This window comes from Sporosarcina ureae, from assembly GCF_029267015.1.
Taxonomy (GTDB): Bacteria; Bacillota; Bacilli; order Bacillales_A; family Planococcaceae; genus Sporosarcina; species Sporosarcina ureae_D.
On sequence record NZ_JARIEA010000030.1, the window covers coordinates 1 to 23,303 of the forward strand.

A 23,303-nucleotide genomic window follows, 5' to 3' on the forward strand; every position below is an offset into this window, starting at 1 on the left:
ACTAAAGCTGTTGAAGCTGTATTCGATACAATTCAATCAACTCTTGCTAACGGTGATAAAGTTCAATTGATTGGTTTCGGAAACTTTGAAGTGCGCGAACGTGCTGCACGTAAAGGACGTAACCCACAATCAGGTGAAGAAATCGAAATCGCTGCAAGTAAAGTTCCAGCTTTCAAAGCAGGTAAAGCACTAAAAGACGCAGTAAAATAATTCGAGATTTTACATAGGAGTCCGTCCAGCAAATCTGTCAATCAGATGGCCATGGATGGACTCCTTTCCATTTTTTTAATGGAATACATAAGGAAGTACAAGTCACTATACGGAATGATTGGAATGTGCTAGTATTTTGGTGAAATAGGTTTTGTTCCTACAAGGAGGACATGCTGTTATGAAAGAGCAAGATGTAAATAAATTAGAGCAGGCAGTTACGATGATCTTGGAAGCGATCGGTGAAGATCCGGCTCGTGAAGGATTAGTTGAAACGCCGAAACGTGTAGCGAAAATGTACCAAGAAGTTTTTGAAGGTCTAACTAAAGATCCAAGAGATTATTTTGATACGGTATTTCATGAAAATCATGATGAAGTCGTATTAGTGAAAGATATACCATTTTATTCTATGTGTGAGCATCACTTAGTGCCATTTTTCGGTGTAGCCCATGTAGCATATATTCCACGTAATGGAGTGGTCGCTGGCTTAAGTAAATTGGCTAGAGCGGTTGAAACAGCAGCACGTCGTCCGCAATTGCAAGAACGCATAACGTCGAGCGTGGCAGATGCTATGATGGAAAAACTGAATCCGCATGGTGTCTATATCATTATTGAAGCGGAACATATGTGCATGACAATGAGAGGAATCAAGAAGCCTGGAGCGAAAACTATTACGACAGTCGCTAGAGGAATCTATGAACACGATGATGTCAAACGGGCTGAAATTTTATCTCTTATTAGAACAAACTAAGGTCTTTGCCGAGCGCTTGCTGTATATGCTATCATTAGAATTATATATAGACTGGAGATGCGAAAATGACACAACCGGATTATCTAATTATCAAAGCAAAAAAAGATGGCGTGAATGTCATTGGACTCACTAGAGGCAATGACACAAAGTTTCACCATACCGAAAAATTAGATAGAGGAGAAGTCATGATCGCGCAGTTTACCGAGCATACATCCGCTATAAAGATTCGGGGAGAAGCTGAAATTCATACAGCTCATGGCGTAGTTTCAAGCGAAGAAAAAGAATGACCGTATATTTTACGGGAATGGAGCTTACTGATGGAGACAAAAGGATTCACTGACCAAGTCGACAATTATATACATGATTTGCGACGCGCTATTTACCAGCCAGTGGTCGAACGAGATGCAGGGCGTGCATCGATTGACAGGCGAAAAGCAGCGTTGCTCCTATTGCCTTTGCTCAATGGAGAGCAGTGGACGGACGAGATGCAGACCGCAGCTTTAGCGATTGGTGCCATCCATACAGCATTTGACGTCCATGACCAAATTGATATCGCAGATGCATCATCCAAAGAACAGCAATTGATGGTTCTCGCCGGTGATCACTTCAGTGGTATCCATTACAAGCTATTGGCATCGATTCCGAATTTCCATCTCATTCGTTCCTTGTCTGCAGCAATCGGTAGAGTCAATGAATGCAAGACGACATTGTTACAAACTCCGCCAACCACACTCGAAGAGCGATTACAGTTGATTACTGAAGTGGAAAGCGCATGTATTGTAGAATTCTTCGACACATTTGGCTTTACACGGTACACACACATCATCGAGACGCTTGTTCCATTCCTATGGTTGCTTGACAGTAGACAGCATGATTTAAATCGGATGAAATTTCCGCATTTAGTGCCAAATACAAGCGATACACAAGACTGGATCGATCAATTGCAGCAACAGCTGAAAGATAGATTAGAAAACAGTTTTTATTTACATACTGAATTAGTGGAAGCGTTGCAAAAAATGACGAACGAACCAGAAAGTAAACTGAAGTGAAGAAAGAAGGGACGAACTGTGGCGGTCTCAAAAGAAGAAAAAGTTCATAACGTCTTTGAAAAAATTTCGACAGACTATGATAAAATGAATTCCGTGATCAGTTTCAATCAACATATTAAGTGGCGAAATGATATCATGGCGCGCATGAATGTACAGCCAGGGGCGAGAGCACTTGACGTTTGTTGCGGTACAGCAGACTGGACCGTAGCATTGGCTGAGGCGGCTGGACCTACTGGTGAAATTGTTGGGTTGGACTTCAGTGCGAACATGCTGGATTCCGGCAGAGATAAAGTAGCACCTTATCCGAATCTAACGTTGATTCAAGGTAATGCCATGTCTCTTCCTTTCCCGGATCATTCATTCGATTATGTGACTATAGGTTTTGGTCTACGAAATGTTCCGGATTACTTAACTGTATTAAAAGAAATGCGACGTGTTTTAAAACCGGGTGGTATGGCAGTATGTTTGGAAACATCTCAACCCAAAATACCTGTCTATCGTCAAGGCTTCCGTTTCTATTTCAAATATATCATGCCGTTATTCGGTAAACTCTTCGCGAAGAGCTATAAAGAATATTCTTGGCTACAAGAATCTGCAAATGATTTCCCAGGCATGAAAGAGTTGGCGCAACTTTTTGTCGATGCAGGATATCAAGAGGTTTCTTATAAGTCTTACAGTGGCGGTGCGGCTGCGGGCCATATCGGTTATAAATAATGAGTACACGGGAGAAGGTAATGGGTTTGGAAAAAATTAAGTTGATGTCGCTTTATACGGATTTCCGCAAAGACATGTCCTATATTGAAAAAGAACTTGAGCGTTCCGTGCAATCTTCTTCTCCCATTGTTCGTCAAGCTTCTTTGCATTTATTGAAAGCGGGCGGAAAAAGGATTCGGCCGATTTTTGTAATTTTGGCTGCGCAATCTGGAAACTATTCGATGGAAAATGCTGCAAAGGTCGCTGTATCACTAGAATTAATTCACATGGCGTCTCTTGTCCATGATGATGTAATCGATGATTCGGATATGCGGCGCGGATTAGAAACTGTTAAAGCGAAGTGGAACAACAGGGTAGCGATGTATGCAGGCGATTTCATCTTTTCACGTGCGCTGACATCTATAGGCAATATCGAAAAAGCTTCTGTCCATCAAATTTTAGCAGAGACAATGCTTGAGATATGCAAAGGGGAAATCATTCAAATTGATTTCCAGCAACAAACTGATCAAGGATTACGTGATTATTTAAAGCGTATTAAGCGTAAGACGGCTTTATTGCTTTCTTCAAGCTGCGAACTTGGCGCATTAAGTTCGGATGCAGATGCAGAAACTGTTCGGAAATTGAAGCGTTATGGCTATTTCACAGGGATGGCATTTCAAATTATTGATGATATCCTGGACATTACTTCTACAGATGCGGAGCTTGGAAAACCAGCGGGAAGCGATTTATTGAATGGTCATATTACTTTGCCGGTTTTATACATAAAAGATGATGAACAATTCAAGCCCTTTATGGAACGTGCGTTTACTGGAGAGATGGAAGAGTCAGATAGACAAGCGATGCTTCGTTATATTCGACAAAGTGGTGCGATCGACAAAGCACAGCATGTGAGTGATTTGTATTTGATCAAAGCGTTGAAGGAATTGGAAAGTCTACCAAATAGCAAATCGAAGAAAGCATTGATTCAAATCGCTGATTTCATCGGGCAACGAAAATATTGACGATGTTTGTTAATAGTTGAAAGAAAAAGGCGTCAATGTTACGATTTAAAAGGGATATTCCCTATACATGATTGAAGGAGTGTTTTAGAGATGGAAAGAACATTTTTAATGGTAAAGCCTGACGGCGTACAACGTAACCTAATTGGTGAAATCGTTGGTCGTTTCGAAAGTAAAGGATTCCAATTGGTTGGCGGGAAATTAATGAACATTTCTCAAGAACTTGCTGAACAGCATTACGGAGAGCACAAAGAACGTCCATTCTTCGGAGAGCTTGTAGAATTCATCACTTCTGGACCAGTTTTCGCAATGGTATGGGAAGGCGAGAACGTAATCTCTACTTCACGCTTAATGACGGGTGCTACAAATCCGAAAGAATCAGCTCCAGGAACTATCCGCGGAGATTTCGCTGTAACAGTAGGCAAGAATATCATTCATGGTTCAGACTCAACTGAGTCAGCAAGCCGCGAGATCAACTTGTTCTTTAAAGAAGAAGAGCTTGTGACTTATGACAAAACAGTGAACAACTGGATTAACTAATTGCCAAAAACAGCCGAGCGAATTTCGCGTGGCTGTTTTTCTTATACATACGATATACTTTTTCCGCTATAATGAGAACGTACATAGAAAGAAAAGGCAACAGGGGGTCATGAGATGTCTGATTATTCGATATTAATTCAAGGCGTAAAGAAGAAGACCGGGATCGATTTATCTTTATATAAAGAAGCTCAAATGAAGAGAAGACTCACTTCTTTATATGAAAAAAAAGGCTTCCGTAATTTTAAAGATTACTCTCAAGCTATTCAAATAGACAAAGACTTGTTGGAAGAATTCCTTGACCGAATGACGATTAATGTGTCAGAATTTTACCGCAACGCTGTTCGTTGGAATGTCTTAGAGAAGAAGATTTTCCCGCAATTATTAGAGAAAAATAAACGCTTGAAAATTTGGAGTGCCGCTTGTTCTACGGGAGAAGAGCCTTATTCACTTGCGATGGTCCTATCCTCACATGTTCCATTGCGTGATATCTCCATCTACGCAACGGATCTGGATATGGGCGTATTGAATCGTGCGAAAGTAGGCTTGTACAATGAACGTGCGTTAAAAGAAGTCCCCAAACCAATCATTGATAAATATTTCATAAAAGAAGGCGCATCTTATCAAGTGGTAGATGATATTAAGAAAACAGTTACGTTTAAACAACAAAACTTGCTTGAAGATCGCTATGATACAAACTATGACTTGATCGTATGCCGTAATGTGATGATCTATTTCACGGAAGAAGCGAAAGACCAAATCTATTCCAACTTCTCCAAAGCATTAAAGCCAGGGGGGATTCTGTTCGTTGGAAGTACAGAACAGATCTTCAATCCTGAAAAATACAACTTTGAATCAGTAGATACATTTTTTTATAGAAAAAAACAATAATCCACGTTACGGAGGAATCGAATATGCGCTTTATAACAGCTGGAGAATCACACGGCCCGAAACTTACAGCCATCATTGAAGGATTACCTGCACAGATGGAACTAACGGCTGAAATGATCAATAAAGAATTAAAGAGAAGACAAGGTGGACACGGTAGAGGTCGTAGAATGCAAATAGAGAAGGACCTTGTGGAAATCTCTTCAGGTGTACGCCATGGTAAAACGATAGGCTCACCGGTCACGCTGACGGTTGTCAACGATGATTGGAAGCATTGGACTGGTATTATGGGTGTAGAACCACTTCCTGAAGATATGAATCCCGAAGATGTGAAGCGTCAGATCACTCGTCCACGTCCAGGGCACGCGGATCTTGTAGGTGGCATGAAATATGGTCACCGTGATTTGCGAAATGTCCTTGAACGTTCGTCGGCACGTGAGACAACGATGCGTGTAGCAATCGGAGCAGTTGCGAAGCAATTCTTGCGTCAACTCGGTATCGAAACTGTAGCGCATGTAACAGAAATTGGTGGCGTTCAAACAAATCCTGCTGCTTATGCAGACTTATCCATAGAAGAACTTCGTGCCATCGTAGAAGAAGATGCAGTGTACTGTGCGGATCAAGATGCGTCAGCCAAAATGACAGAAGCGATAGATGCTATTAAAAAACGCGGCGATACACTGGGTGGCGTAGTGGAAGTGATCATCGAAGGATGCCCTCCAGGAATCGGTAGTTATGTACAATTTGATCGTAAAATGGACGGCAAACTTGCTGGGGCTATGATGAGCATCAACGCATTTAAAGGTGTGGAAGTAGGTCTTGGATTTGATATGGCGAAAATGCCAGGCAGTGAAGTGCACGATGAAATTGCATGGAATGCAGATCAAGGCTATTACCGTAAATCCAATCGTTTAGGTGGACTTGAAGGTGGAATGACGACAGGTATGCCAATCGTAGTTCGCGGCGTAATGAAACCTATTCCGACGCTTTATAAACCACTCGAAAGCGTAGATATCGATACGAAAGAAGCATTTGTTGCGACAATTGAGCGATCTGATCCTTGTGCGGTTCCTGCCGCATCCGTTGTAGCTGAGCATGTCATCGCAACTGAAATGGCAAAAGCTATCATGGAGGAATTCCGTTCGGATACAATGGACGGCCTACAGAAGGATATTGAGCAATATAGACAATATGTAAAGGAGTTTTAAGATGGATAAGTTAACGGTTTCCGTCCGCGATCACCGATATGATGTCTATATAGGTTCGAAAACATATGATTTATTTTCGACTGAATATGCAGAGTTACTTAGTTCAACAGATAAAATTGGTATTATTGCCGATGCGCATGTTGCGGAGTTGCATCTTCCTTTATTACAACAAGCTCTATTACGTTCCGGTCGTGAGGTATCGGTGAAAATTGTGCCTGGCGGCGAGAAGTGTAAAATGCCAGAGGTTTACGTAGAGTGTCAGTCTTTCTTACTGACTGAAGGGTTTACGCGTAATTCACTTCTCATCGCTTTCGGCGGTGGAGCATGCGGAGATCTGACAGGATTTGTCGCAGCTACGTTTATGCGTGGAATTCGTTTCATTCAATGCCCTACAACTGTTCTTGCGCATGATAGTGCAGTCGGTGGTAAGACAGCCATCAATATGCCTGAAGGGAAGAACATGGTCGGTTCATTCCATCAGCCTTCAGCGGTGTTATTTGATACCGATGTATTTAACACGTTGCCGGCTTCAGAAATGCGTTCAGGACTAGCAGAATTAGTCAAACACGCCTTTATTTCGGATGCGCAGTGGACAGAGCAATTATTGGAAAAGAAGGGGTTCTCTACTCCATCCATCGAGTGGCTTGAAAAAGAATTATTACAAGGTATCCAAGTGAAAGCCGACATTGTAGGAGAAGACGAGTTTGAAGGTTCTACCCGTAAGTTTTTGAATTTCGGTCATACATTTGGTCATGCAGTAGAAGCGGCATCAGGATTCGGCGCTCTCAGTCATGGAGAATGTGTCATGATCGGTATGGGATATGCTTTCTTGCTAAGTGAAAAATATGGTGATATTCCTGAAGGATTTACGAATCGTTATCTTCACTTTGCTAACCGTAACGGTTATACATTTAAGCCCGTATTCTCTTATAGTTTCGAAGAGTTATTATCCTATATGCAAAAGGATAAAAAAGCTTCATTTGGCAAGATGAATTTTGTGTTATTGCAAAAAATTGGTGAACCGTTTGTGAAGGAAATTAGTGCAGAAGAGTGTCAGAAAGCATTTATAGAATTCAAAGAGAAATTGGAAAGCGAGGGAATCGTATGAGTGTAAGAGGAATTAGAGGCGCCACAACTGTGGAAACTGATAACGCGCAAGAAGTGTTACAAGCGACAGAATCTCTTGTACTCGAAATGGCAGAGGCGAATCAATTTAAACCCGAAGATATTGGTTCGGTTATTGTTTCAACGACAGTGGATGTCAAAGCAGCATTCCCAGCAAAAGCAATCCGCTCGATTGAAGGCTGGACGTATGTGCCGGTTATGTGCACACATGAGATCGATGTACCAGGCTCTATGCCTATGTGTATACGTGTCATGATGAATGTAAATACATCAAAAAAACAAAATGAAATACAACATATCTATCAAAATAAGGCAGTTCAATTACGACCTGATCTACAAAAATAAATCAACGAAAGTAAAGGAGGAGCCATCCCATGAAGTGGAAACCAATTTTACGTACGATGAAACCTTATACCCCAGGCCGTTCACTAGAAGATGTAAAACATACATACGGCTTGCAAGAAGTAAATAAGCTCGCTTCAAATGAAAACCCTTATGGTTCATCACCGAAAGTCGCAGAGTATTTACGTTCAAAAGCAGCCCAATTTGAAATATACCCAGATGTATACACAGCAGGTTTACGTGGAAAGCTAGCAGAATTCCATCAAGTTGAATCGAATGAAATTCTTTTCGGAAACGGTTCAGATGAAATTGTTACTATCATTTCACGTGCCTTACTGCAACCGGGTACGAATACAGTGATGGCTTCCATAACATTTCCTCAATATGCACATAATGCAAAAATTGAAGGAGCTGAAATTCGTGAAGTGGCCATGCTTGAAAATGGTGACCACGATCTAGAAGGCTTTTTAAAAGTGGCGGATGAAGAAACAGCAGTCATATGGATTTGTAACCCGAATAACCCGACAGGAAATCTTTTGTCGAGTACAGCGGTGAAAAAATTCTTGGATCGAGCGCCTAAGACAGCTCTTATAGTTCTCGATGAAGCATACTTTGAATTTGTTACGGATTCTTCACAGGAAGACGCAATGAAGTGGATTCATGACTACGATAACTTAATTATTCTTCGTACTTTCTCTAAAGCATATGGACTAGCAAGTTTCCGCATTGGGTACGGTGTGACGAACGCGGATGTAGTATCAGAACTCAATAAAGTACGAAATCCTTTCAACAACAGCTCATTGGCGCTTGCGGTAGCGGAGGTTGCGCTTGAAGATCAGGAGTTTCTTCAACATTGCGTGACTCACAATGAGGAAGAACGAAAACGTTATGCGGATTATGCAAAACAGCATTCATTAGCAATCTATCCTTCGGCTACTAATTTTGTATTAATCGCTGTGCCTGGAGATGCAGATGAAGCATGCGAAGTGTTATTACAAAACGGATATATTGTCCGCAGCGGAAATCTGCTGGGCGTACCAGGATTTGTTCGCGTGACAATTGGAACGCATGAGCAAAATACAGGTTTATTCAAAGCATTTGATCAATTATTAACTAACTAGTAAGGATAGATGACAATGAAAACGACTGTAAGTATTATTGGACTCGGGTTGATCGGTGGATCCCTTGGTCTAGCATTAAAGCGAAATCCAGAAGTTCATATTATAGGTTTTGACCGTTCGTACGCTACTGCTGATGAAGCATTTCGAAGAGGAATCATCGATACGGTTGCACCTTCCGCAAAATCAGCTTGTGAACAGGCTGACTTTGTTGTTTTTGCGACGCCTGTGAACACGACAGTGGCTCTTTTTGAAGAAGCGGTAGAGTGGGACTTTAAAGAACATGCAATTGTCAGTGATACAGGCAGTACGAAAAAACCTATTATGGATGCAGCTAAAGTATTGCAGAAAAAAGGGATTACCTTCATTGGCGGTCATCCGATGGCGGGTTCTCATAAAAGCGGTGTGTCTGCTGCGATGGAGCATCTCTTTGAGAATGCGTATTATATTCTCACCCCTAATGAAACAACAACTGAAGAACAAATCATGCATATAGAAAATTTGCTATCTTCAACTAAAGCGAAATTAATTGTATTACAAGCAGAAGAGCATGATCGTATGACAGCAATTATTAGCCACTTCCCGCATATTGTTGCCTCTTCATTAGTCGGTCGTTTAGCTGCACAAGAAGAAGGTCAACCCTTCGTAAAAAAATTGGCTGCAGGTGGTTTCAGAGATTTAACACGAATCGCTTCGGCAGATCCTGTCATGTGGCGAGATATTACTATTCAAAATAGAGAAGAGTTATTGTCACAAGTGGATGGTTGGCTGCATGAGATGAATTCGATCCGCGATATGCTGGAAGAGAATAATCCAGAGCATATTTTTGATTTCTTCGCACAGGCGAAAACGTACCGCGATCAATTGCCTTCCACAAGTCAAGGTGCAACGCAAGGGGCACTTTATATGACATTTGATTTGCACATCGACGTACCGGATCATCCTGGTGTTATTTCCGAAATTACTAAAATTCTAGCGGATTCGAATATTAGTTTGACCAATATACGTATCGTCGAAACACGTACAGATGTGTACGGTATTTTGGTTATTAGCTTTCAATCAGCTTCTGAACGTAAGCGAGCTCGTCAAGTGTTGACGTCAGAAACGGATTATTCCATGCACGTACTTTAAGAGGGGGAGAGCGCAATGTCAGAACAACAAACCGTTTCATTTGAAAAACCGGTCCTCCGTGGCACTTTGCAAGTACCTGGAGATAAATCTATTTCCCACCGTGCCGTAATGTTGGGGTCAATCGCAAAAGGCAAAACGACTATCAGTGGATTTTTGGATGGTGAAGATTGTCTGAGTACGATTGAAATGTTCAAACAGCTTGGTGTGAAGATTACTCGTAACGGAACAGATGTCACTGTTGAAAGTCCTGGCATCGCGAATTGGCAGACGCCTGCGAATGCATTGGATGCAGGCAACTCGGGAACGACTGCCCGTTTAATGTTAGGTATTTTATCAGGATCTTCGGTTACTTCTGAAATGTGTGGAGATCAATATTTGTCGAAGCGACCGATGAAGCGTGTAACAGATCCTTTAGAACAAATGGGTGCTACTATTACGAGTGAAGGTAAGGCGGATTATTTACCTCTGACTATCACTGGAAAAACGTTGCAAGCCATCGACTATTTAATGCCTGTTGCCAGTGCGCAAGTGAAGTCTGCCATTTTACTGGCTGGTCTTCAAGCGCAGGGCACGACTTCTGTTACTGAAATTGCTGTCTCTCGTGATCATACAGAGCGTATGCTAGTCCAATTTGGTGCGGAGCTTGAACAACAAGATAAAGTGATTCGTATAGAAGGTGGACAGCAACTGACAGGGACTGATGTTGTAGTGCCAGGGGATATTTCATCCGCGGCATTTTTCATGGTAGCAACAGCATTAGTGGAAAATAGTGATGTTTCGTTTCTAAAAGTTGGATTGAACCCTACTCGGACAGGTATACTAGACGTACTGGAATCGATGGGTGTACAGATCGAACTATCGGATGAACAAGGGTTTACAGGTGAGCGCTACGGTACTGTGCGTATCCGACATTCTAAACTGCGAGGGACGGAAATTGGTGGCGAATTGATTCCAAGACTGATCGATGAACTTCCCGTACTTGCATTGTTGGCAACACAAGCGGAAGGAAAGACCGTGATCAAAGACGCGGAAGAACTTCGTGTTAAAGAGACGGACCGTATTGAAGCAGTTGCTACAGAATTACGGAAACTCGGAGCGAATATCGAGACCACGCCGGATGGGATGATTATACAAGGACCGACACCTTTAACGGGAGCTACACTGCAATCATACGGTGACCACCGTCTCGGAATGATGGCAGCCGTTGCAGGATTGATCACGTCTAGTCCTGTTCAAATCGATAATCCATCTTGTATTGCTATTTCCTACCCTCACTTTTTCGAAGATCTATCGGAGCTAGTGAATCAATAAAGTAGAATAGAAAGCTCAGGTGAAGAAATGAATGTACTGCAGGAGTTGGAGCAAATTTTACTCGACGGAGATTTAGATGCTCTACAGGATAAAATACAGAAACTGCAAGCGGCGAATGAATATGATGCCCTATATGATGTCGCGAATAGGTTAGTCGAATATGGATTTGTCGGACAAGCAGACGGGATATTCTCAGAACTACTAGTAGTATTCCCGGATGAAGCGCAGCTGAAAATAGATCGAGCTGCTGCTTTGCTTGAACTAGGTGAAGAGGATGAAGCGCTATTATTGCTAACGGATATCTCACCAGACGAGGAAGAGTATGTTCAAGCGTTGCTCGCGCAGGCGGATTATTATCAAATGCTCGGCCTTGCTGAAACAGCATTAGCTAAAGTACGGGAAGCTGCAGAACTGGCTCCTCATGAACCGGTAATCCAGCTAGCGCAAGCGGAGCTTCTATTGGACTCAGGAAGATACAGTGAATCGGTTAGGATTTATCAGAAGCTTCACGAGTCATCTGACGAGGTTGCGGGCGTACGTCTGTCTTCACGTCTTGCGGAAGCCTATAGCGCAGGTGCTGCGTATGAAGAAGCCATTCCTTTCTATGAGGAATTACTTGAGAATGCATCAAATCCTGAAGAATTATTCGGATTGGCTTTGGCTTACTACCAAACTGCACGCTATTCTGAAGCCGTAACACGTCTCGAGCAATTAATTGAAATGGATCCAGATTATTTCTCGGCATATATGCTAGCAGGTCAAAGTTATGCCCAGCAAAATGAAGATGATAAAGCGTATGAGATGTTCAAAAAAGGTATTGAGCGTGATGAATTTGATAAAGAATTACAACTCGCTGCAGGTAAATCTGCTTTAAAACTGCAAATGCCCGAACAAGCAGAAATACATTTGAAAGAAGCACTCGTACTGGATCCGGAATATATCGATGCACTCGTAACGCTTGCTGCAGTCTACGAAAATCAGGAAGAAGACGAGGCATTAATTGAATTGCTACTATACGCAGAAGCAGATCAATTGGAGATACCTTTACTCGATGCTTTTCTTGCATATGCCTACGAGCGTAAGGAAGATTATAAAAAAGCGAATGAAATGTATTTGAAAGCATATGATGGGATGAACGAAGATGCTGCTTTCTTAGATCAATATGCACGATTCTTGCTAGAGGAAGGCAAACGCGATGAAGCATTGCCGATTATCCAGCAGCTAGTTAGAATTGCACCGCATGAAGAAGAATGGACAGCATATATCGCGCAATCTGAAGAGGAGGGGTAAGATGAATGCCATGGTTCCTGTAGCTGCCAAGAAAGAATTTTTAAGGTGGTTTTTAAAGCGCTATCGATTAAAGCGACGGGAATGTGTATGGATTTTAAATTATCTTCTCAGCAACGAACATTTATTGACTAATGTTCACTTCACAGATGAAGCTCATCACTGTCCGCGGGCTATGATTATTTCCACGACAGAAGTGGATAGTATTCCCTTCCGTTTCTACAAGGGGAGTTTGATGACAGCTGACGCAGAAAAATCATTTCACGACCTTAGGCTGCATCCAGATGAAGATATGTTCATCCAGCTGAATTTCAAAAACAGCAATAAGTGTCCGGAGTATGCGAGTGTGGCAGAAGAGAATCCTTATTTGCCTGAAGATCTCTTGAAGAAAAAGAAGGACCAGCAAATAGCGGAAAAACTTCTCGAAGAGAGCTTCACATTGACGACGAATGAAATGTTGCTGAAGAAAATCGACGAAGCGCTAGACAAAGGCGACCGTGAGCTATTCATCAGCTTAACGGCTATGCTGAATGAAATGAAAAAAGATAAAGACATTCACCTATGATTTCACCCTTCGCGGTGGAATCATTGGTTTGCGTTGAGGGAACATATGCGCTAAACTTTACTAAGTAATGTAAGGAGGAATGACAATGAACTGGGTTCCGAAAGATGTAGATACCTACATAAATCAGAAAGAATATATTGATACAATCGTTGTGCCTTTGATTGCCATAGATACGCGACCTGAAACTATGAAAAACAGCGCTTCCTCTTCCGAATTCTTGATGAATCTTTCCATGTTCATCGAGAAGCAGTTCAAGGGGCGTATGATGTTCATGCCGCCTGTGTCCTATACACAGTCGACAGACTTGCAGCAAATGGCAGATACGCTGTCAGAGGACTTGCAGAAGTCTTCCTTTACGCATGTTTTCTATCTCACGACGGATCCAAAGTGGACAAGCGTCACAGTGGAGGGTAAGATTGTCTGGCTGCCGTCTATCCCACTGGAGACAATGGATGACCATCTACGTCAGACCATCATGGAAGACCAACTACGGCAAGTTCTGACACACTTCATGGAGAGTTGGAACGTGCAGTGAGAAGCTGATTGTGATTAGTGAATGATTGCTGAGCTTTTGGGAGATGTTTCTTACAGTCGATTGAAGCTGAAGTGGTAATCGATTTGGAAATTGAACTATGTTAAACTTTACTCTGTATACGTATTAAACATAAGTCCAAAGGCCACGCTATTTGACACAAAGTAATCACGCAGAAATACCGCTATCAAGAGGATGCAAGCATTATTTTGTACGTAATTAAAGAACTATGTCGGTTTGTCACCAAATCTTAATATTTGTCCACAAACTTAAGCACCTACTAAAAGCATTATTGAATTTAGTTTCATATTGATATATCATAGATATGTCCTAGTATTACAATTAGCAAAAGAATGTCCGTGGGACTGACTTTGGAGTAAGAGGAGGGAAATTACTGATGAGCAATAAAGTGTCAAGACGCACGTTCCTAAGTTATACATTAATGGGAACTGGTGGGTTCATGGCCTCTGCAATGCTGATGCCGATGATTCGTTTCGCAATTGATCCCGTTCTGGCTAGCGCTGGCGGTTCCGACATGATTCCAACACCGCAAAAAGAAGCCGATCTTTCAGAAGTACCAGTTCGTGTAGACTATACAATCAAAGATCGACAAGATGCATGGTATACTTCTGACGAATCTAACACGGCTTGGGTCTACAAAGAAGGCGACAAAGTCATAGCACTTTCTCCAGTCTGTAAACACTTAGGGTGTACAGTAAACTGGGAAGGCGACGAGCATAAAAACGAATTTTTCTGCCCATGTCACGCTGGACGTTACAAAAAAAATGGTGATAACATTCCAGGAACACCACCGCTTGGACCGCTTGATGAGTTTGAAGTAGAAATCATCGACGGATTTGTCTATCTTGGTGCAACAATACCGAACACATTAGTCTAAAGGGTAAGGGGGTACGACCGCAGTGTTAAATAAAATTTATGATTGGGTGGATGAACGGTTAGATATCACACCAATTTGGCGAGATATCGCTGACCACGAAGTACCTGAGCACGTAAACCCTGCACATCATTTTTCTGCATTCATCTATTGTTTCGGAGGTTTGACGTTTTTCGTAACGGTTATCCAAATCTTGTCTGGTATGTTCCTGACAATGTATTACACACCGGATATTGAAAACGCTTGGAAATCAGTTTTCTACCTTCAAAATGATGTTGCATTCGGTGAACTTGTGCGAGGGATGCACCACTGGGGAGCTTCGTTAGTTATCGTAATGATGTTCCTACATACTTTGCGTGTATTCTTTACAGGGTCTTATAAGAAACCTCGTGAATTGAACTGGATCGTCGGAGTGTTAATCTTCGTCGTTATGCTAGGTCTTGGATTCACAGGATATCTATTGCCTTGGGATATGAAAGCTTTATTTGCAACAAAAGTTGGGATTGAGATTGCCGCGTCAGTACCTTTCATCGGAGAACAGATTAAAATTCTTCTCGCGGGTGATTCCACGATTTTAGGTGCACAGACGTTAACAAGATTCTTCGCGATTCATGTATTTTTCCTACCAGCTGCTTTGCTTGGGTTGCTCGCAGCACACTTTATCATGATCAGAAGACAAGGTATTTCCGGACCACTATAAGAACCAGTTTTTTGGTTAGGGTCATCTGAAATTTAAGAAGGAGGGAATAACATGCACCGCGGAAAAGGGATGAAATTTGTTGGTGATTCGCGTATCAAAGCTTCAGGCAAGATGGCGAATACACCAAAAGACTACTCAGAATATCCGGGTAAAACCGAAGCATTCTGGCCAAACTTTCTATTGAAAGAGTGGATGGTTGGATCGATTTTCTTAATCGGCTATCTAATCGTCACACTTGCACATCCGTCACCGCTTGAGCGTCAAGCGGACCCGACGGATACAATGTATATACCGGTTCCAGACTGGTATTTCCTATTCATGTATCAATTATTGAAATATGAATTTGCTTCCGGTCCTTATAACGTGATCGGCGCAATCGTAATTCCAGGATTGGCTGTTATGGCTTTAATGCTAGTTCCTTTCATGGATACTACAAAGGAAAGACGTCCATTTAAGCGTCCATTACCAACTGGATTCATGATTCTTTCATTCTTGGCGATCTTCTACTTGACTTGGGAATCAGTTGAAAACCACGACTGGGAAGCAGCAAAAGTTCAAGGTGCAATCGTTGATGAAGTAGAATTTGATGAAACAGCAGAAGGGTATGAGATCTATCAGGGCTCTTCCTGTATTGGCTGTCACGGTGACTCTTTCCAAGGTGGATTGGGCTTACCGTTAACTAACACAGGTATGACACCTGAAGAAATCATCGAAATCGCTCATGATGGCCGAGGTTCAATGCCTGCTGGTACATGGGAAGGTTCAGATGAAGATCTTCAAGTACTTGCTGAATTTATATCTGAGCTAGAAACGAAGTAAGAAAAAAGAGTCAGGAAACTGGCTCTTTTTTTCTATCTATTTATACGTAACCAAATTATACATAGAAGTAGGATAATTCAATGGAAGAGGTGATGTTTTTGCGAATGCTATGGGCACAAATTTGGATGATTCTTTCACATAAATCATTCTTATGGATTCTTCTCTTTATTAATATAGTAGGGTCCGTGTATGGATATGATTGGTATATGTGGCAACTGGAAATTACTGAACCAAAGTTTTGGGTTTTCGTACCGGATAGTCCGACTGCTACATTATTCTTTTGTTTCGCTATCATCGGCTGGCTACTCAACCGAAACTTCAAACTGATGGAAGCTCTTGCACTCATTACACTAGTCAAATACGGATTATGGGCAGTGGCTATGAACTTGCTGACACTTGTTGTAACGGGTTCTATTGGCTGGGTTGGTTGGATGCTAATTGGTTCGCACTTTGCAATGGCTTTGCAAGGCATTCTGTATTTACCGAAATATAGGTTCACTGGGTGGCATATTGCCATTGCCACAATTTGGACACTTCATAACGATGTAATTGATTATGTGTTTGGGCAAATGCCTATTTACCATGACCTGACGCAATTCAGTCCCCAAATCGGTTATTTCACATTTTGGTTATCGATCGCTTGTATTGTAATTGCAATATGGGATTATAGATCAAGATTGAAAGCACGGGCTTTGAAAGTGTAGCTAATAGTTGCAGTAACCAAGCAAACATTATAAAATGTAGGATAGAGAGAAAGAGAAAGGGGAGAGATTGACGTGTTCTGGATTTACTTTGCCGTCATTTTATTGCTACCTATTTACGCGCAATTTAAAGTGAAAAGCACATATAAAAAGTATTCGAAGATCCGTTCTACTTCCGGAATGACCGGTGCTCAAGTAGCAAGGCTTATATTGGATCAAAATGGTTTACATGATGTGAAAGTAGTAGAAAGCCAAGGATTCTTAACGGATCACTATAATCCATTGACAAAGATTGTGGCATTGTCCACAAGTAATTATCATGAAGCATCTGTAGCTGGCACAGCAGTAGCTGCGCACGAAGTTGGTCACGCTATTCAAGACAAAGAGGCTTACTCTTTCTTGCGTTTCCGCCACAGATTGGCGCCAGTCGCAAGTATAACTTCTAACGCATCTTGGGTATTCATCATGATCGGAATTATCTTCTCAAGCATGAATTCTTTGCTAGGTATCGGGATTCTGTTGATGGCGGTTGGGGTACTATTCCAAATTGTCACATTGCCAGTAGAGTTTAACGCATCATCACGTGCGATGGATCAAATTGTTCAACTAGGTATCATCCGTAACGATGAAGAACCACAGGCGAAAAAAGTATTGAGTGCAGCCGCGATGACATATGTTGCCGCAACTGCAGTAGCTGTACTTGAGCTAGTGCGTTTGATCTTAATCTTTACAAATCGCGACTAATAAATAGCGAAAATCCTTCTGCTAAATGCAGAAGGATTTTTTTAATCAGCAATTGGCCGTTTTTGTTCATCCAGTGTGAAACCTTCACCCATGACATCATGTACTTCCATCATGGAGACAAACGCTTCAGGATCGACGGAGACGATTAAATTCTTCAATCGAATCATTTCATTTTTACCGACTACACAATAGAGTATTTCACGATCTTCCTTTGAAAAATGTCCGTATCCTTTGAACACAGTCACGCCGCGTTCCATTGAATCCGCGATTTTACTAGCAATTTCATCGGGGAAGTTCGTTACGATGAAAGCACCTCTTGCGGAATATGCACCTTCTTGAACGAAATCAATGACTCGCGCACCAACGAATAACGCAACCAATGTGTACATCATCGAACGATAGTCTAAATACACAGCCCATGACAATAAGATAATGGCCGCATCAAATGTGAACATCGTCTTGCCCATTGTAATGCCGAATTTCTTATGTGCAAGCCTTGCTATGATATCCGAGCCGCCTGTCGTACCACCGCTTCTAAATATAATACCGAGCCCAACACCGATGAAAACTCCCGCAAATAATGAAACTAAGAACAGATCGCCTTCCATATGGATATTCACTTCATATTTCATAAACAATTTAATGAATACGGAGACGGCTACTGTACCAATGACGGTATAAATGAAGGAGCGTCTACCAAGCATTTTCCATCCTATAATGAACATGGGAATATTCAGCAACAAGTTCATCAATGCGGGATCCCAATTGAAGGCGAACAGTAAGATCAACGTAATTCCCGTGAATCCGCCTTCCGCCAATTCATGTTGGATCGTAAAGTTTACGAGTCCGAAACTAAATAATGCTGCACCCAAGAAAATTAATAAGATATTGCGTACACGAATTCCAGCGAACAAATACAACACTCCTTTGATAGATGCACTCTTGATGTCATCAAGCTTTTGTTTCTAGATAGCTTGTCCATTCAACGCACGTATTTTCATGTCACAATTCGTGCATTATACATAGTATGTGCTAAATATTATATTTTGACAATAGCCAGAAGAATGCATACGATAGGAAGGGGAGTTGATTGCGATGACTAAAACGATGGAACAACTGCAACAGGAAGTTGACACATACATAACAGGCTTTAAAGAAGGATATTTTCCTCCTATGGAACTCATCGCGCGATTGACAGAAGAGTTAGGGGAATTATCACGGGAAGTACAAGATCGCTATGGTATGAAGAAGAAAAAATCTACTGAAGCTGTGCGGACTTTGGAGGAAGAGACAGGCGATCTATTATTCGTCCTTATCTGTTTCGCCAACTCACAGCAAATCGATTTATCTACAGCACTTGAGACCGTCCTGACAAAATTCAACACAAGAGATAAAGACCGCTGGACTAAAAAGGAGGAAATGGAATGACGATTAAATTAGCGATAGCAGGTGCACGTGGAAGAATGGGTGGAACTGCGGTAGTCGCAGGTACGGAAGCAGCAGACATTGAAATCGTAGCGGCGCTAGATTATAAACACGATGGAGAATATTTACATAATGGCTCAGTAACAGATACGAAAGACGGGATTCCAATTTATACATCTCTTGCAGCGTTACATGCGGCACACCATCCAGATGTATTACTCGATGTGACGGATCCTGATGCGGTATTCGCTAACGCAAGCGAAGCATTATCTCTAGGTATGGATGTCGTGATCGGAACATCAGGATTAACTGCTGAAATGCTAAAGGACTTGGAGAACCTTTCCAATGAACAGCAAAAGAGCTGTATTATCGCACCGAACTTCTCAATAGGCGCTGTGTTAATGATGAAATTTGCTCAACAAGCTGCACGTTACTTGGGAGACGTTGAAATACTTGAAATGCACCATGATCGGAAACTCGATGCACCGTCAGGAACTGCTGTTAAAACTGCAGAAATGATTCGTGAAGTCCGTGCAGCTCATATTCAAGGTCATCCTGAAGAACAAGAAACGCTAAAAGGGGCACGCGGTGCAGACGTAGAAGGAATGAAGATTCACAGCATTCGGTTACCAGGATTGCTTGCACATCAAGAAGTGCTCCTTGGCGGTGAAGGAGAGTTACTCAAAATCCGTCATGACTCATTCGATCGTAAGTCCTTTATGCCAGGGATATTACTGGCGATTCGTGAATCCGTTTCTACACCACGATTCGTATACGGGCTTGAAAAAATTATAGATTAAACTTTTGCGGTGAGGCGGTTAATGTATGCAACATAGAAAATTAAAAGTAGGGGTCATTTGTTATCCTTCGCTCGGAGGATCAGGCGTAGTGGCAACGGAATTAGGACTGAAAATGGCGAGTAAAGGTCATGAGATGCATTATATTACATCGAGTAAACCTTTTCGCTTTTTAGATGTTCATCCAAATATCCAGTTTCATGAAGTGACGATCGAAGGATATGCGGTATTCAAGTACCCTCCTTACGACATTGCCCTTGCGAACCGTATTGCGCAAGTCATCGAATCGGAACAGCTGGATTTGCTCCACGTTCACTATGCGGTGCCACACGCGATCTCTGCTATTCTGGCAAAAGATATGGCAGAATCCTCTATCGGTATTATAACGACCCTACATGGTACCGATGTGACGATTCTCGGCCACGACCCTGCATTACGAAATACATTGTCGTATGGTATTAATAAATCGGACCGTGTAACAGCTGTTTCACGGTCATTACGCAATGAAACGATTGAGTTGCTACAACCGAAGACGGAAATACGAACGATTTATAACTTTATCGATGAGGAAAAGTATTATCCACGTGAAGTAGCGCATCTGCGTGAAGAACTAGGTATTACAGAAGATGAAAAAGTATTGATCCATATATCTAATTTCCGTAAAGTGAAGCGTATTCCCGATATTATCGAAAGCTTCCGTTTAATTGATAAGCAACATAAAGCAAAATTGCTATTAGTTGGTGAAGGTCCTGAAAAGTTTGATTTGGAAGAGTATGTAGAAAGTATTGGATTGCAGAACGATATTCTGTTCTTAGGGAAACGGGATGATCTACCTGAATTATTATCAATCAGTGATGTGATGTTGTTACTTTCCGAGAAAGAAGCATTCGGTCTCGTCTTACTCGAAGCTTTTGCATGCGGTGTGCCTGCCGTAGCTAATGCAATAGGCGGAATCCCGGAGGTTGTTCAGGATGGTGTCAACGGATTCTTAGTGCAACTAGGCGATGTACAAGCTGTTGCAGATCGGGTCACACAGTTGCTGAGCGATTCAGCTTTATATCAACAAATGAAGAAACATGCGATTCAAACAGTGCAAGAAGAATTCAGTTCTGATTCCATTGTAGAACAATATGAGGAATTATATTATGAAGTGGCGGCGATAAAATGACGTCTACATTTGGTTCTGCAGCAAGCCGGCAAGTCATTATTGAATTAACTACGGCAGGCTACGAAGCGGTCTTTGTCGGCGGTGCAGTACGTGATGCTGAACTCGGTAAAAAGCCGCTCGATATCGATATTGCAACGTCTGCTACACCACATCAAGTTAAAGAAGTGTTTAGGCATACTATCGATATCGGCATTGAACACGGTACGATTCTGGTGCTGATGCACGGTGAGCCGATTGAAGTGACGACGTACCGTACTGAATCTACATACAGCGACCAGTGTCATCCTGAAATCTATGTGAATTCATTGAAAGAGGATTTACAACGACGTGACTTTACGATCAATGCGCTTGCGATGACAGTGGATGGTGAACTCATAGATTTATTTAATGGGCTGAAGGATTTGAAACAAAAGATCATTCGTTCCGTGGGAAACCCTGAAGAACGCTTTCGGGAAGACCCACTGCGTATTTTCCGCGCTTTGCGTTTTTCCTCTGTCTTGGATTTTGAAATTGAATCAGAAACATTGCATTCGATGAAAAACCTAGCTCCTTCATTACGGCATGTCGCAATTGAACGCATCAAAACCGAAATGGATAAACTGTTTCTAGGGAAGAATCCTTCCCGTGCATTTCATTACGGACGTCAAATTGGCTTACCCGAACTTTTTCCGGAGTTACTTGCGGCATTTGATACACTGGATCGCTACACACCGTTTCTTCACGCGCGTCATGGCTTCGCAGCAATGCTTGCAGTAACGGACACGGATGCCGCAAATCTCTCAAGACAGTTCAAATTGTCGAACGAGGAAAAACGCTTCTTGAAACAATTTGAGGAGGCATTTGCGCTCCGAGTACATCATGTATTGGGTCCATGGGAATTCTATAGCTATTCAACCGATGTTTTAGAAGTTGTAGAAAAAGTGTATCACGTGAATCATGAACAGAATGAATTAACTACAAAGCAAATTGAACAATATAAAGAGCAATTACCGATTAGAAGTCGTACAGATCTCGCTTTCACTGGAAACGACTTGTTGAAGTGGTCAGACAAAAGTGGTGGAAAATGGACGAGCGATTGGATCAAGAAAATCGAACGAGCAATTGTCTTCGGACGAATTGAAAATGACGCACAGGCGATAAAGGACTGGTTTATAAATGAAATCACCCGTGAAAAGTGAATTATTAAAACGATTATTTGCAGCGCAAGGTGAACCTATATCGGGTCAAGATATTGCCGATGAATTCGGTCTCTCACGCACAGCTATTTGGAAATATATCAAAGAGCTTGAAGAAGAAGGCTATGAAATTGGGTCGCAACGAAAGAAGGGCTATTACTTAATTGAAGCCCCAGATTTGGTCAACCAAGGAAACATCACGGAGTATTTAACGACAGAACGCTACGGAAGGACCATTAAATATTTTACAACAGTCCCTACTACGCAGACGATTGCACATGAAGACGCACAAAATGGAGCGGAAGATGGCACGTTGATTATTTCTGAAGAACAGACGGCTGGTAAAGGACGTTTGGCCAGACCATGGACGTCAAAAGCAAATCGAGGCATTTGGATGAGTTTGATTATTCGTCCCGAACTGGCACCGCAGTATGCTCCTCAATTGACACTGGTAGCGGCAGTAGCTATTGTTCGTGCAATTGAAGAAGTGGCAGATATTCAACCTGTTATCAAGTGGCCAAATGATATTTTGATCAACGGTAAAAAAGTTACAGGTATTTTGACGGAGCTTCAGTCAGATCCCGATCGTGTCAAAGCGGTTATTTTGGGAATGGGCATCAACGCAAATCAACAGCCATCCGATTTCCCTGAAGAATTACAGACGATTGCTACATCATTACGTATCGAAAAAGGGGAAATGATTGACCGAGCACAATTAGTGGCGGCCATCCTAAAGTACCTCGAGCAATATACGGACTTATATGTCGAAAAAGGATTTGCTCCAATTAAAATTTTATGGGAAAGTTATGCCGCCATTACAGGCAAGAAAATCAAAGCGAGCATGGTCCATGAAACAGTTGAAGGAATTGCACTTGGTATTTCACATGAAGGCATGCTAGAACTACAACTTGCTGACGGAACGATTCGCGGAATTTATTCTGCAGATATCGAGATCAAGAATTAAAACTATACAGAATCTGACTGTTTTGATATAGTATACGCATAGGGCGGTATCAATTATGGAGCTGCACCTGCTTGGCAAATGAATTATATAAGAAATCTGCCTTGATCTTTATAGACAGGGACGGAGGAAGCTTGATCAAATGCTTACGCAAC

The 23,303-nt window shown here is 41.9% G+C and carries 28 protein-coding genes; 27 read left to right on the forward strand and 1 reads right to left on the reverse strand.

What is annotated here, in order from left to right; all coding sequences use genetic code 11:
* The 22 genes from Q7P97_RS04475 to Q7P97_RS04580 all read left to right on the forward strand — a co-directional run.
* A partial coding sequence (locus Q7P97_RS04475; protein ID WP_303967143.1) for an HU family DNA-binding protein occupies positions 1–210 on the forward strand: 210 nt, incomplete at its 5' end.
* Between the two features lie 178 nt (positions 211–388).
* On the forward strand, positions 389–958 hold the full coding sequence (gene folE, locus Q7P97_RS04480) for a GTP cyclohydrolase I FolE (protein ID WP_303967146.1): 570 nt from the start codon (positions 389–391) through the stop codon (positions 956–958).
* A gap of 65 nt (positions 959–1,023) precedes the next feature.
* Positions 1,024–1,245 carry a trp RNA-binding attenuation protein MtrB gene (mtrB, locus tag Q7P97_RS04485; protein ID WP_085428802.1) on the forward strand — a complete coding sequence of 74 codons (222 nt, stop codon included), beginning with the start codon at positions 1,024–1,026 and terminating at the stop codon, positions 1,243–1,245.
* A 30-nt stretch (positions 1,246–1,275) separates the two neighbouring features.
* Positions 1,276–2,007: a heptaprenyl diphosphate synthase component 1 gene (locus tag Q7P97_RS04490; protein WP_303967150.1), complete on the forward strand. Its 732-nt coding sequence runs from the start codon at positions 1,276–1,278 to the stop codon at positions 2,005–2,007.
* 18 nt (positions 2,008–2,025) lie between these two features.
* Positions 2,026–2,721: a demethylmenaquinone methyltransferase gene (locus Q7P97_RS04495; RefSeq protein WP_303967152.1), complete on the forward strand. Its 696-nt coding sequence runs from the start codon at positions 2,026–2,028 to the stop codon at positions 2,719–2,721.
* A 26-nt stretch (positions 2,722–2,747) separates the two neighbouring features.
* Positions 2,748–3,722 carry a polyprenyl synthetase family protein gene (locus Q7P97_RS04500; protein WP_085429114.1) on the forward strand — a complete coding sequence of 325 codons (975 nt, stop codon included), beginning with the start codon at positions 2,748–2,750 and terminating at the stop codon, positions 3,720–3,722.
* Positions 3,723–3,812: 90 nt separating this feature from the next.
* Positions 3,813–4,259 carry a nucleoside-diphosphate kinase gene (gene ndk, locus Q7P97_RS04505; protein WP_085428805.1) on the forward strand — a complete coding sequence of 149 codons (447 nt, stop codon included), beginning with the start codon at positions 3,813–3,815 and terminating at the stop codon, positions 4,257–4,259.
* 114 nt (positions 4,260–4,373) lie between these two features.
* Positions 4,374–5,147 carry a CheR family methyltransferase gene (locus Q7P97_RS04510; RefSeq protein ID WP_303967156.1) on the forward strand — a complete coding sequence of 258 codons (774 nt, stop codon included), beginning with the start codon at positions 4,374–4,376 and terminating at the stop codon, positions 5,145–5,147.
* Between the two features lie 23 nt (positions 5,148–5,170).
* Positions 5,171–6,352 (forward strand): chorismate synthase, encoded by a 1,182-nt coding sequence (gene aroC, locus Q7P97_RS04515; RefSeq protein ID WP_085428807.1) that lies wholly within the window; start codon positions 5,171–5,173, stop codon positions 6,350–6,352.
* Between the two features lies 1 nt (position 6,353).
* The gene (aroB, locus tag Q7P97_RS04520; RefSeq protein ID WP_303967158.1) at positions 6,354–7,460 is read left to right on the forward strand and encodes a 3-dehydroquinate synthase; all 1,107 of its coding nucleotides are present in this window, start codon (positions 6,354–6,356) and stop codon (positions 7,458–7,460) included.
* Positions 7,457–7,822 carry a chorismate mutase gene (gene aroH, locus Q7P97_RS04525; RefSeq protein ID WP_303967161.1) on the forward strand — a complete coding sequence of 122 codons (366 nt, stop codon included), beginning with the start codon at positions 7,457–7,459 and terminating at the stop codon, positions 7,820–7,822. The genes aroB and aroH overlap by 4 nt, the downstream gene beginning before the upstream one ends.
* Positions 7,823–7,851: 29 nt before the next feature.
* Positions 7,852–8,940, forward strand: coding sequence for a histidinol-phosphate transaminase (gene hisC / locus Q7P97_RS04530; RefSeq protein WP_303967164.1), 1,089 nt, complete (start codon positions 7,852–7,854; stop codon positions 8,938–8,940).
* A 15-nt stretch (positions 8,941–8,955) separates the two neighbouring features.
* Positions 8,956–10,068, forward strand: a complete 1,113-nt coding sequence (locus Q7P97_RS04535; protein ID WP_303967167.1) for a prephenate dehydrogenase — start codon at positions 8,956–8,958, stop codon at positions 10,066–10,068.
* Positions 10,069–10,083: 15 nt separating this feature from the next.
* A complete protein-coding gene (gene aroA / locus Q7P97_RS04540; RefSeq protein WP_303967168.1) occupies positions 10,084–11,379 on the forward strand; it encodes a 3-phosphoshikimate 1-carboxyvinyltransferase in 1,296 nt (431 codons plus the stop codon).
* Positions 11,380–11,406: 27 nt separating this feature from the next.
* Complete coding sequence (locus Q7P97_RS04545) at positions 11,407–12,669, forward strand: tetratricopeptide repeat protein (protein WP_303967170.1); 1,263 nt, start codon at positions 11,407–11,409, stop codon at positions 12,667–12,669.
* 1 nt (position 12,670) lies between these two features.
* Entirely contained in the window at positions 12,671–13,231 is a 561-nt protein-coding gene (locus tag Q7P97_RS04550) for a ReoY family proteolytic degradation factor (protein WP_303967173.1), read from the forward strand.
* A gap of 79 nt (positions 13,232–13,310) precedes the next feature.
* On the forward strand, positions 13,311–13,766 hold the full coding sequence (locus tag Q7P97_RS04555) for a DUF2487 family protein (protein ID WP_303967177.1): 456 nt from the start codon (positions 13,311–13,313) through the stop codon (positions 13,764–13,766).
* Positions 13,767–14,157: 391 nt separating this feature from the next.
* Positions 14,158–14,661 (forward strand): QcrA and Rieske domain-containing protein, encoded by a 504-nt coding sequence (locus Q7P97_RS04560; RefSeq protein WP_303967287.1) that lies wholly within the window; start codon positions 14,158–14,160, stop codon positions 14,659–14,661.
* 22 nt (positions 14,662–14,683) lie between these two features.
* Positions 14,684–15,358 (forward strand): menaquinol-cytochrome c reductase cytochrome b subunit, encoded by a 675-nt coding sequence (gene qcrB, locus Q7P97_RS04565; protein WP_081244540.1) that lies wholly within the window; start codon positions 14,684–14,686, stop codon positions 15,356–15,358.
* Positions 15,359–15,409: 51 nt separating this feature from the next.
* The gene (locus Q7P97_RS04570; RefSeq protein ID WP_303967187.1) at positions 15,410–16,177 is read left to right on the forward strand and encodes a menaquinol-cytochrome c reductase cytochrome b/c subunit; all 768 of its coding nucleotides are present in this window, start codon (positions 15,410–15,412) and stop codon (positions 16,175–16,177) included.
* Positions 16,178–16,269: 92 nt separating this feature from the next.
* On the forward strand, positions 16,270–16,881 hold the full coding sequence (gene lhaT, locus Q7P97_RS04575; protein WP_303967290.1) for a lipoprotein heptaprenylglyceryl N-acetyltransferase LhaT: 612 nt from the start codon (positions 16,270–16,272) through the stop codon (positions 16,879–16,881).
* A 66-nt stretch (positions 16,882–16,947) separates the two neighbouring features.
* Positions 16,948–17,622, forward strand: a complete 675-nt coding sequence (locus Q7P97_RS04580) for a zinc metallopeptidase (protein WP_303967293.1) — start codon at positions 16,948–16,950, stop codon at positions 17,620–17,622.
* 41 nt (positions 17,623–17,663) lie between these two features.
* On the opposite strand, the gene Q7P97_RS04585 is transcribed toward Q7P97_RS04580, so the two are convergent.
* Entirely contained in the window at positions 17,664–18,536 is an 873-nt protein-coding gene (locus Q7P97_RS04585; protein ID WP_303967189.1) for a YitT family protein, read from the reverse strand.
* Between the two features lie 181 nt (positions 18,537–18,717).
* On the opposite strand from Q7P97_RS04585, the gene Q7P97_RS04590 reads away from it, so the two are divergent.
* Genes Q7P97_RS04590 through Q7P97_RS04610 form a run of 5 tightly spaced genes read left to right on the forward strand, consistent with a single transcriptional unit; the run spans position 18,718 to position 23,151 of the window.
* Complete coding sequence (locus Q7P97_RS04590; protein ID WP_085429116.1) at positions 18,718–19,050, forward strand: nucleotide pyrophosphohydrolase; 333 nt, start codon at positions 18,718–18,720, stop codon at positions 19,048–19,050.
* Positions 19,047–19,847: a 4-hydroxy-tetrahydrodipicolinate reductase gene (dapB, locus tag Q7P97_RS04595; RefSeq protein ID WP_303967193.1), complete on the forward strand. Its 801-nt coding sequence runs from the start codon at positions 19,047–19,049 to the stop codon at positions 19,845–19,847. Before Q7P97_RS04590 ends, dapB begins: the two co-directional genes overlap by 4 nt.
* Positions 19,848–19,872: 25 nt before the next feature.
* Complete coding sequence (gene bshA / locus Q7P97_RS04600) at positions 19,873–21,012, forward strand: N-acetyl-alpha-D-glucosaminyl L-malate synthase BshA (protein ID WP_303967196.1); 1,140 nt, start codon at positions 19,873–19,875, stop codon at positions 21,010–21,012.
* A complete protein-coding gene (locus Q7P97_RS04605) occupies positions 21,009–22,190 on the forward strand; it encodes a CCA tRNA nucleotidyltransferase (protein ID WP_303967198.1) in 1,182 nt (393 codons plus the stop codon). Before bshA ends, Q7P97_RS04605 begins: the two co-directional genes overlap by 4 nt.
* Positions 22,168–23,151, forward strand: a complete 984-nt coding sequence (locus tag Q7P97_RS04610; RefSeq protein ID WP_303967201.1) for a biotin--[acetyl-CoA-carboxylase] ligase — start codon at positions 22,168–22,170, stop codon at positions 23,149–23,151. Before Q7P97_RS04605 ends, Q7P97_RS04610 begins: the two co-directional genes overlap by 23 nt.
* Positions 23,152–23,303: the final 152 nt, after the last annotated feature.

What these genes read in the sequence shown, in the direction of transcription:
- folE (WP_303967146.1), top strand. Translation starts at nt 389, where the DNA reads ATGAAAGAGCAAGATGTAAATAAATTAGAGCAGGCAGTTACGATGATC.
- mtrB (WP_085428802.1), top strand. Translation starts at nt 1,024, where the DNA reads ATGACACAACCGGATTATCTAATTATCAAAGCAAAAAAAGATGGCGTG.
- Q7P97_RS04490 (WP_303967150.1), top strand. Translation starts at nt 1,276, where the DNA reads ATGGAGACAAAAGGATTCACTGACCAAGTCGACAATTATATACATGAT.
- ndk (WP_085428805.1), top strand. Translation starts at nt 3,813, where the DNA reads ATGGAAAGAACATTTTTAATGGTAAAGCCTGACGGCGTACAACGTAAC.
- Q7P97_RS04510 (WP_303967156.1), top strand. Translation starts at nt 4,374, where the DNA reads ATGTCTGATTATTCGATATTAATTCAAGGCGTAAAGAAGAAGACCGGG.
- aroC (WP_085428807.1), top strand. Translation starts at nt 5,171, where the DNA reads ATGCGCTTTATAACAGCTGGAGAATCACACGGCCCGAAACTTACAGCC.
- aroB (WP_303967158.1), top strand. Translation starts at nt 6,354, where the DNA reads ATGGATAAGTTAACGGTTTCCGTCCGCGATCACCGATATGATGTCTAT.
- aroH (WP_303967161.1), top strand. Translation starts at nt 7,457, where the DNA reads ATGAGTGTAAGAGGAATTAGAGGCGCCACAACTGTGGAAACTGATAAC.
- hisC (WP_303967164.1), top strand. Translation starts at nt 7,852, where the DNA reads ATGAAGTGGAAACCAATTTTACGTACGATGAAACCTTATACCCCAGGC.
- Q7P97_RS04535 (WP_303967167.1), top strand. Translation starts at nt 8,956, where the DNA reads ATGAAAACGACTGTAAGTATTATTGGACTCGGGTTGATCGGTGGATCC.
- aroA (WP_303967168.1), top strand. Translation starts at nt 10,084, where the DNA reads ATGTCAGAACAACAAACCGTTTCATTTGAAAAACCGGTCCTCCGTGGC.
- Q7P97_RS04545 (WP_303967170.1), top strand. Translation starts at nt 11,407, where the DNA reads ATGAATGTACTGCAGGAGTTGGAGCAAATTTTACTCGACGGAGATTTA.
- Q7P97_RS04550 (WP_303967173.1), top strand. Translation starts at nt 12,671, where the DNA reads ATGAATGCCATGGTTCCTGTAGCTGCCAAGAAAGAATTTTTAAGGTGG.
- Q7P97_RS04555 (WP_303967177.1), top strand. Translation starts at nt 13,311, where the DNA reads ATGACAATGAACTGGGTTCCGAAAGATGTAGATACCTACATAAATCAG.
- Q7P97_RS04570 (WP_303967187.1), top strand. Translation starts at nt 15,410, where the DNA reads ATGCACCGCGGAAAAGGGATGAAATTTGTTGGTGATTCGCGTATCAAA.
- lhaT (WP_303967290.1), top strand. Translation starts at nt 16,270, where the DNA reads ATGTTTTTGCGAATGCTATGGGCACAAATTTGGATGATTCTTTCACAT.
- Q7P97_RS04590 (WP_085429116.1), top strand. Translation starts at nt 18,718, where the DNA reads ATGACTAAAACGATGGAACAACTGCAACAGGAAGTTGACACATACATA.
- dapB (WP_303967193.1), top strand. Translation starts at nt 19,047, where the DNA reads ATGACGATTAAATTAGCGATAGCAGGTGCACGTGGAAGAATGGGTGGA.
- bshA (WP_303967196.1), top strand. Translation starts at nt 19,873, where the DNA reads ATGCAACATAGAAAATTAAAAGTAGGGGTCATTTGTTATCCTTCGCTC.
- Q7P97_RS04605 (WP_303967198.1), top strand. Translation starts at nt 21,009, where the DNA reads ATGACGTCTACATTTGGTTCTGCAGCAAGCCGGCAAGTCATTATTGAA.
- Q7P97_RS04610 (WP_303967201.1), top strand. Translation starts at nt 22,168, where the DNA reads ATGAAATCACCCGTGAAAAGTGAATTATTAAAACGATTATTTGCAGCG.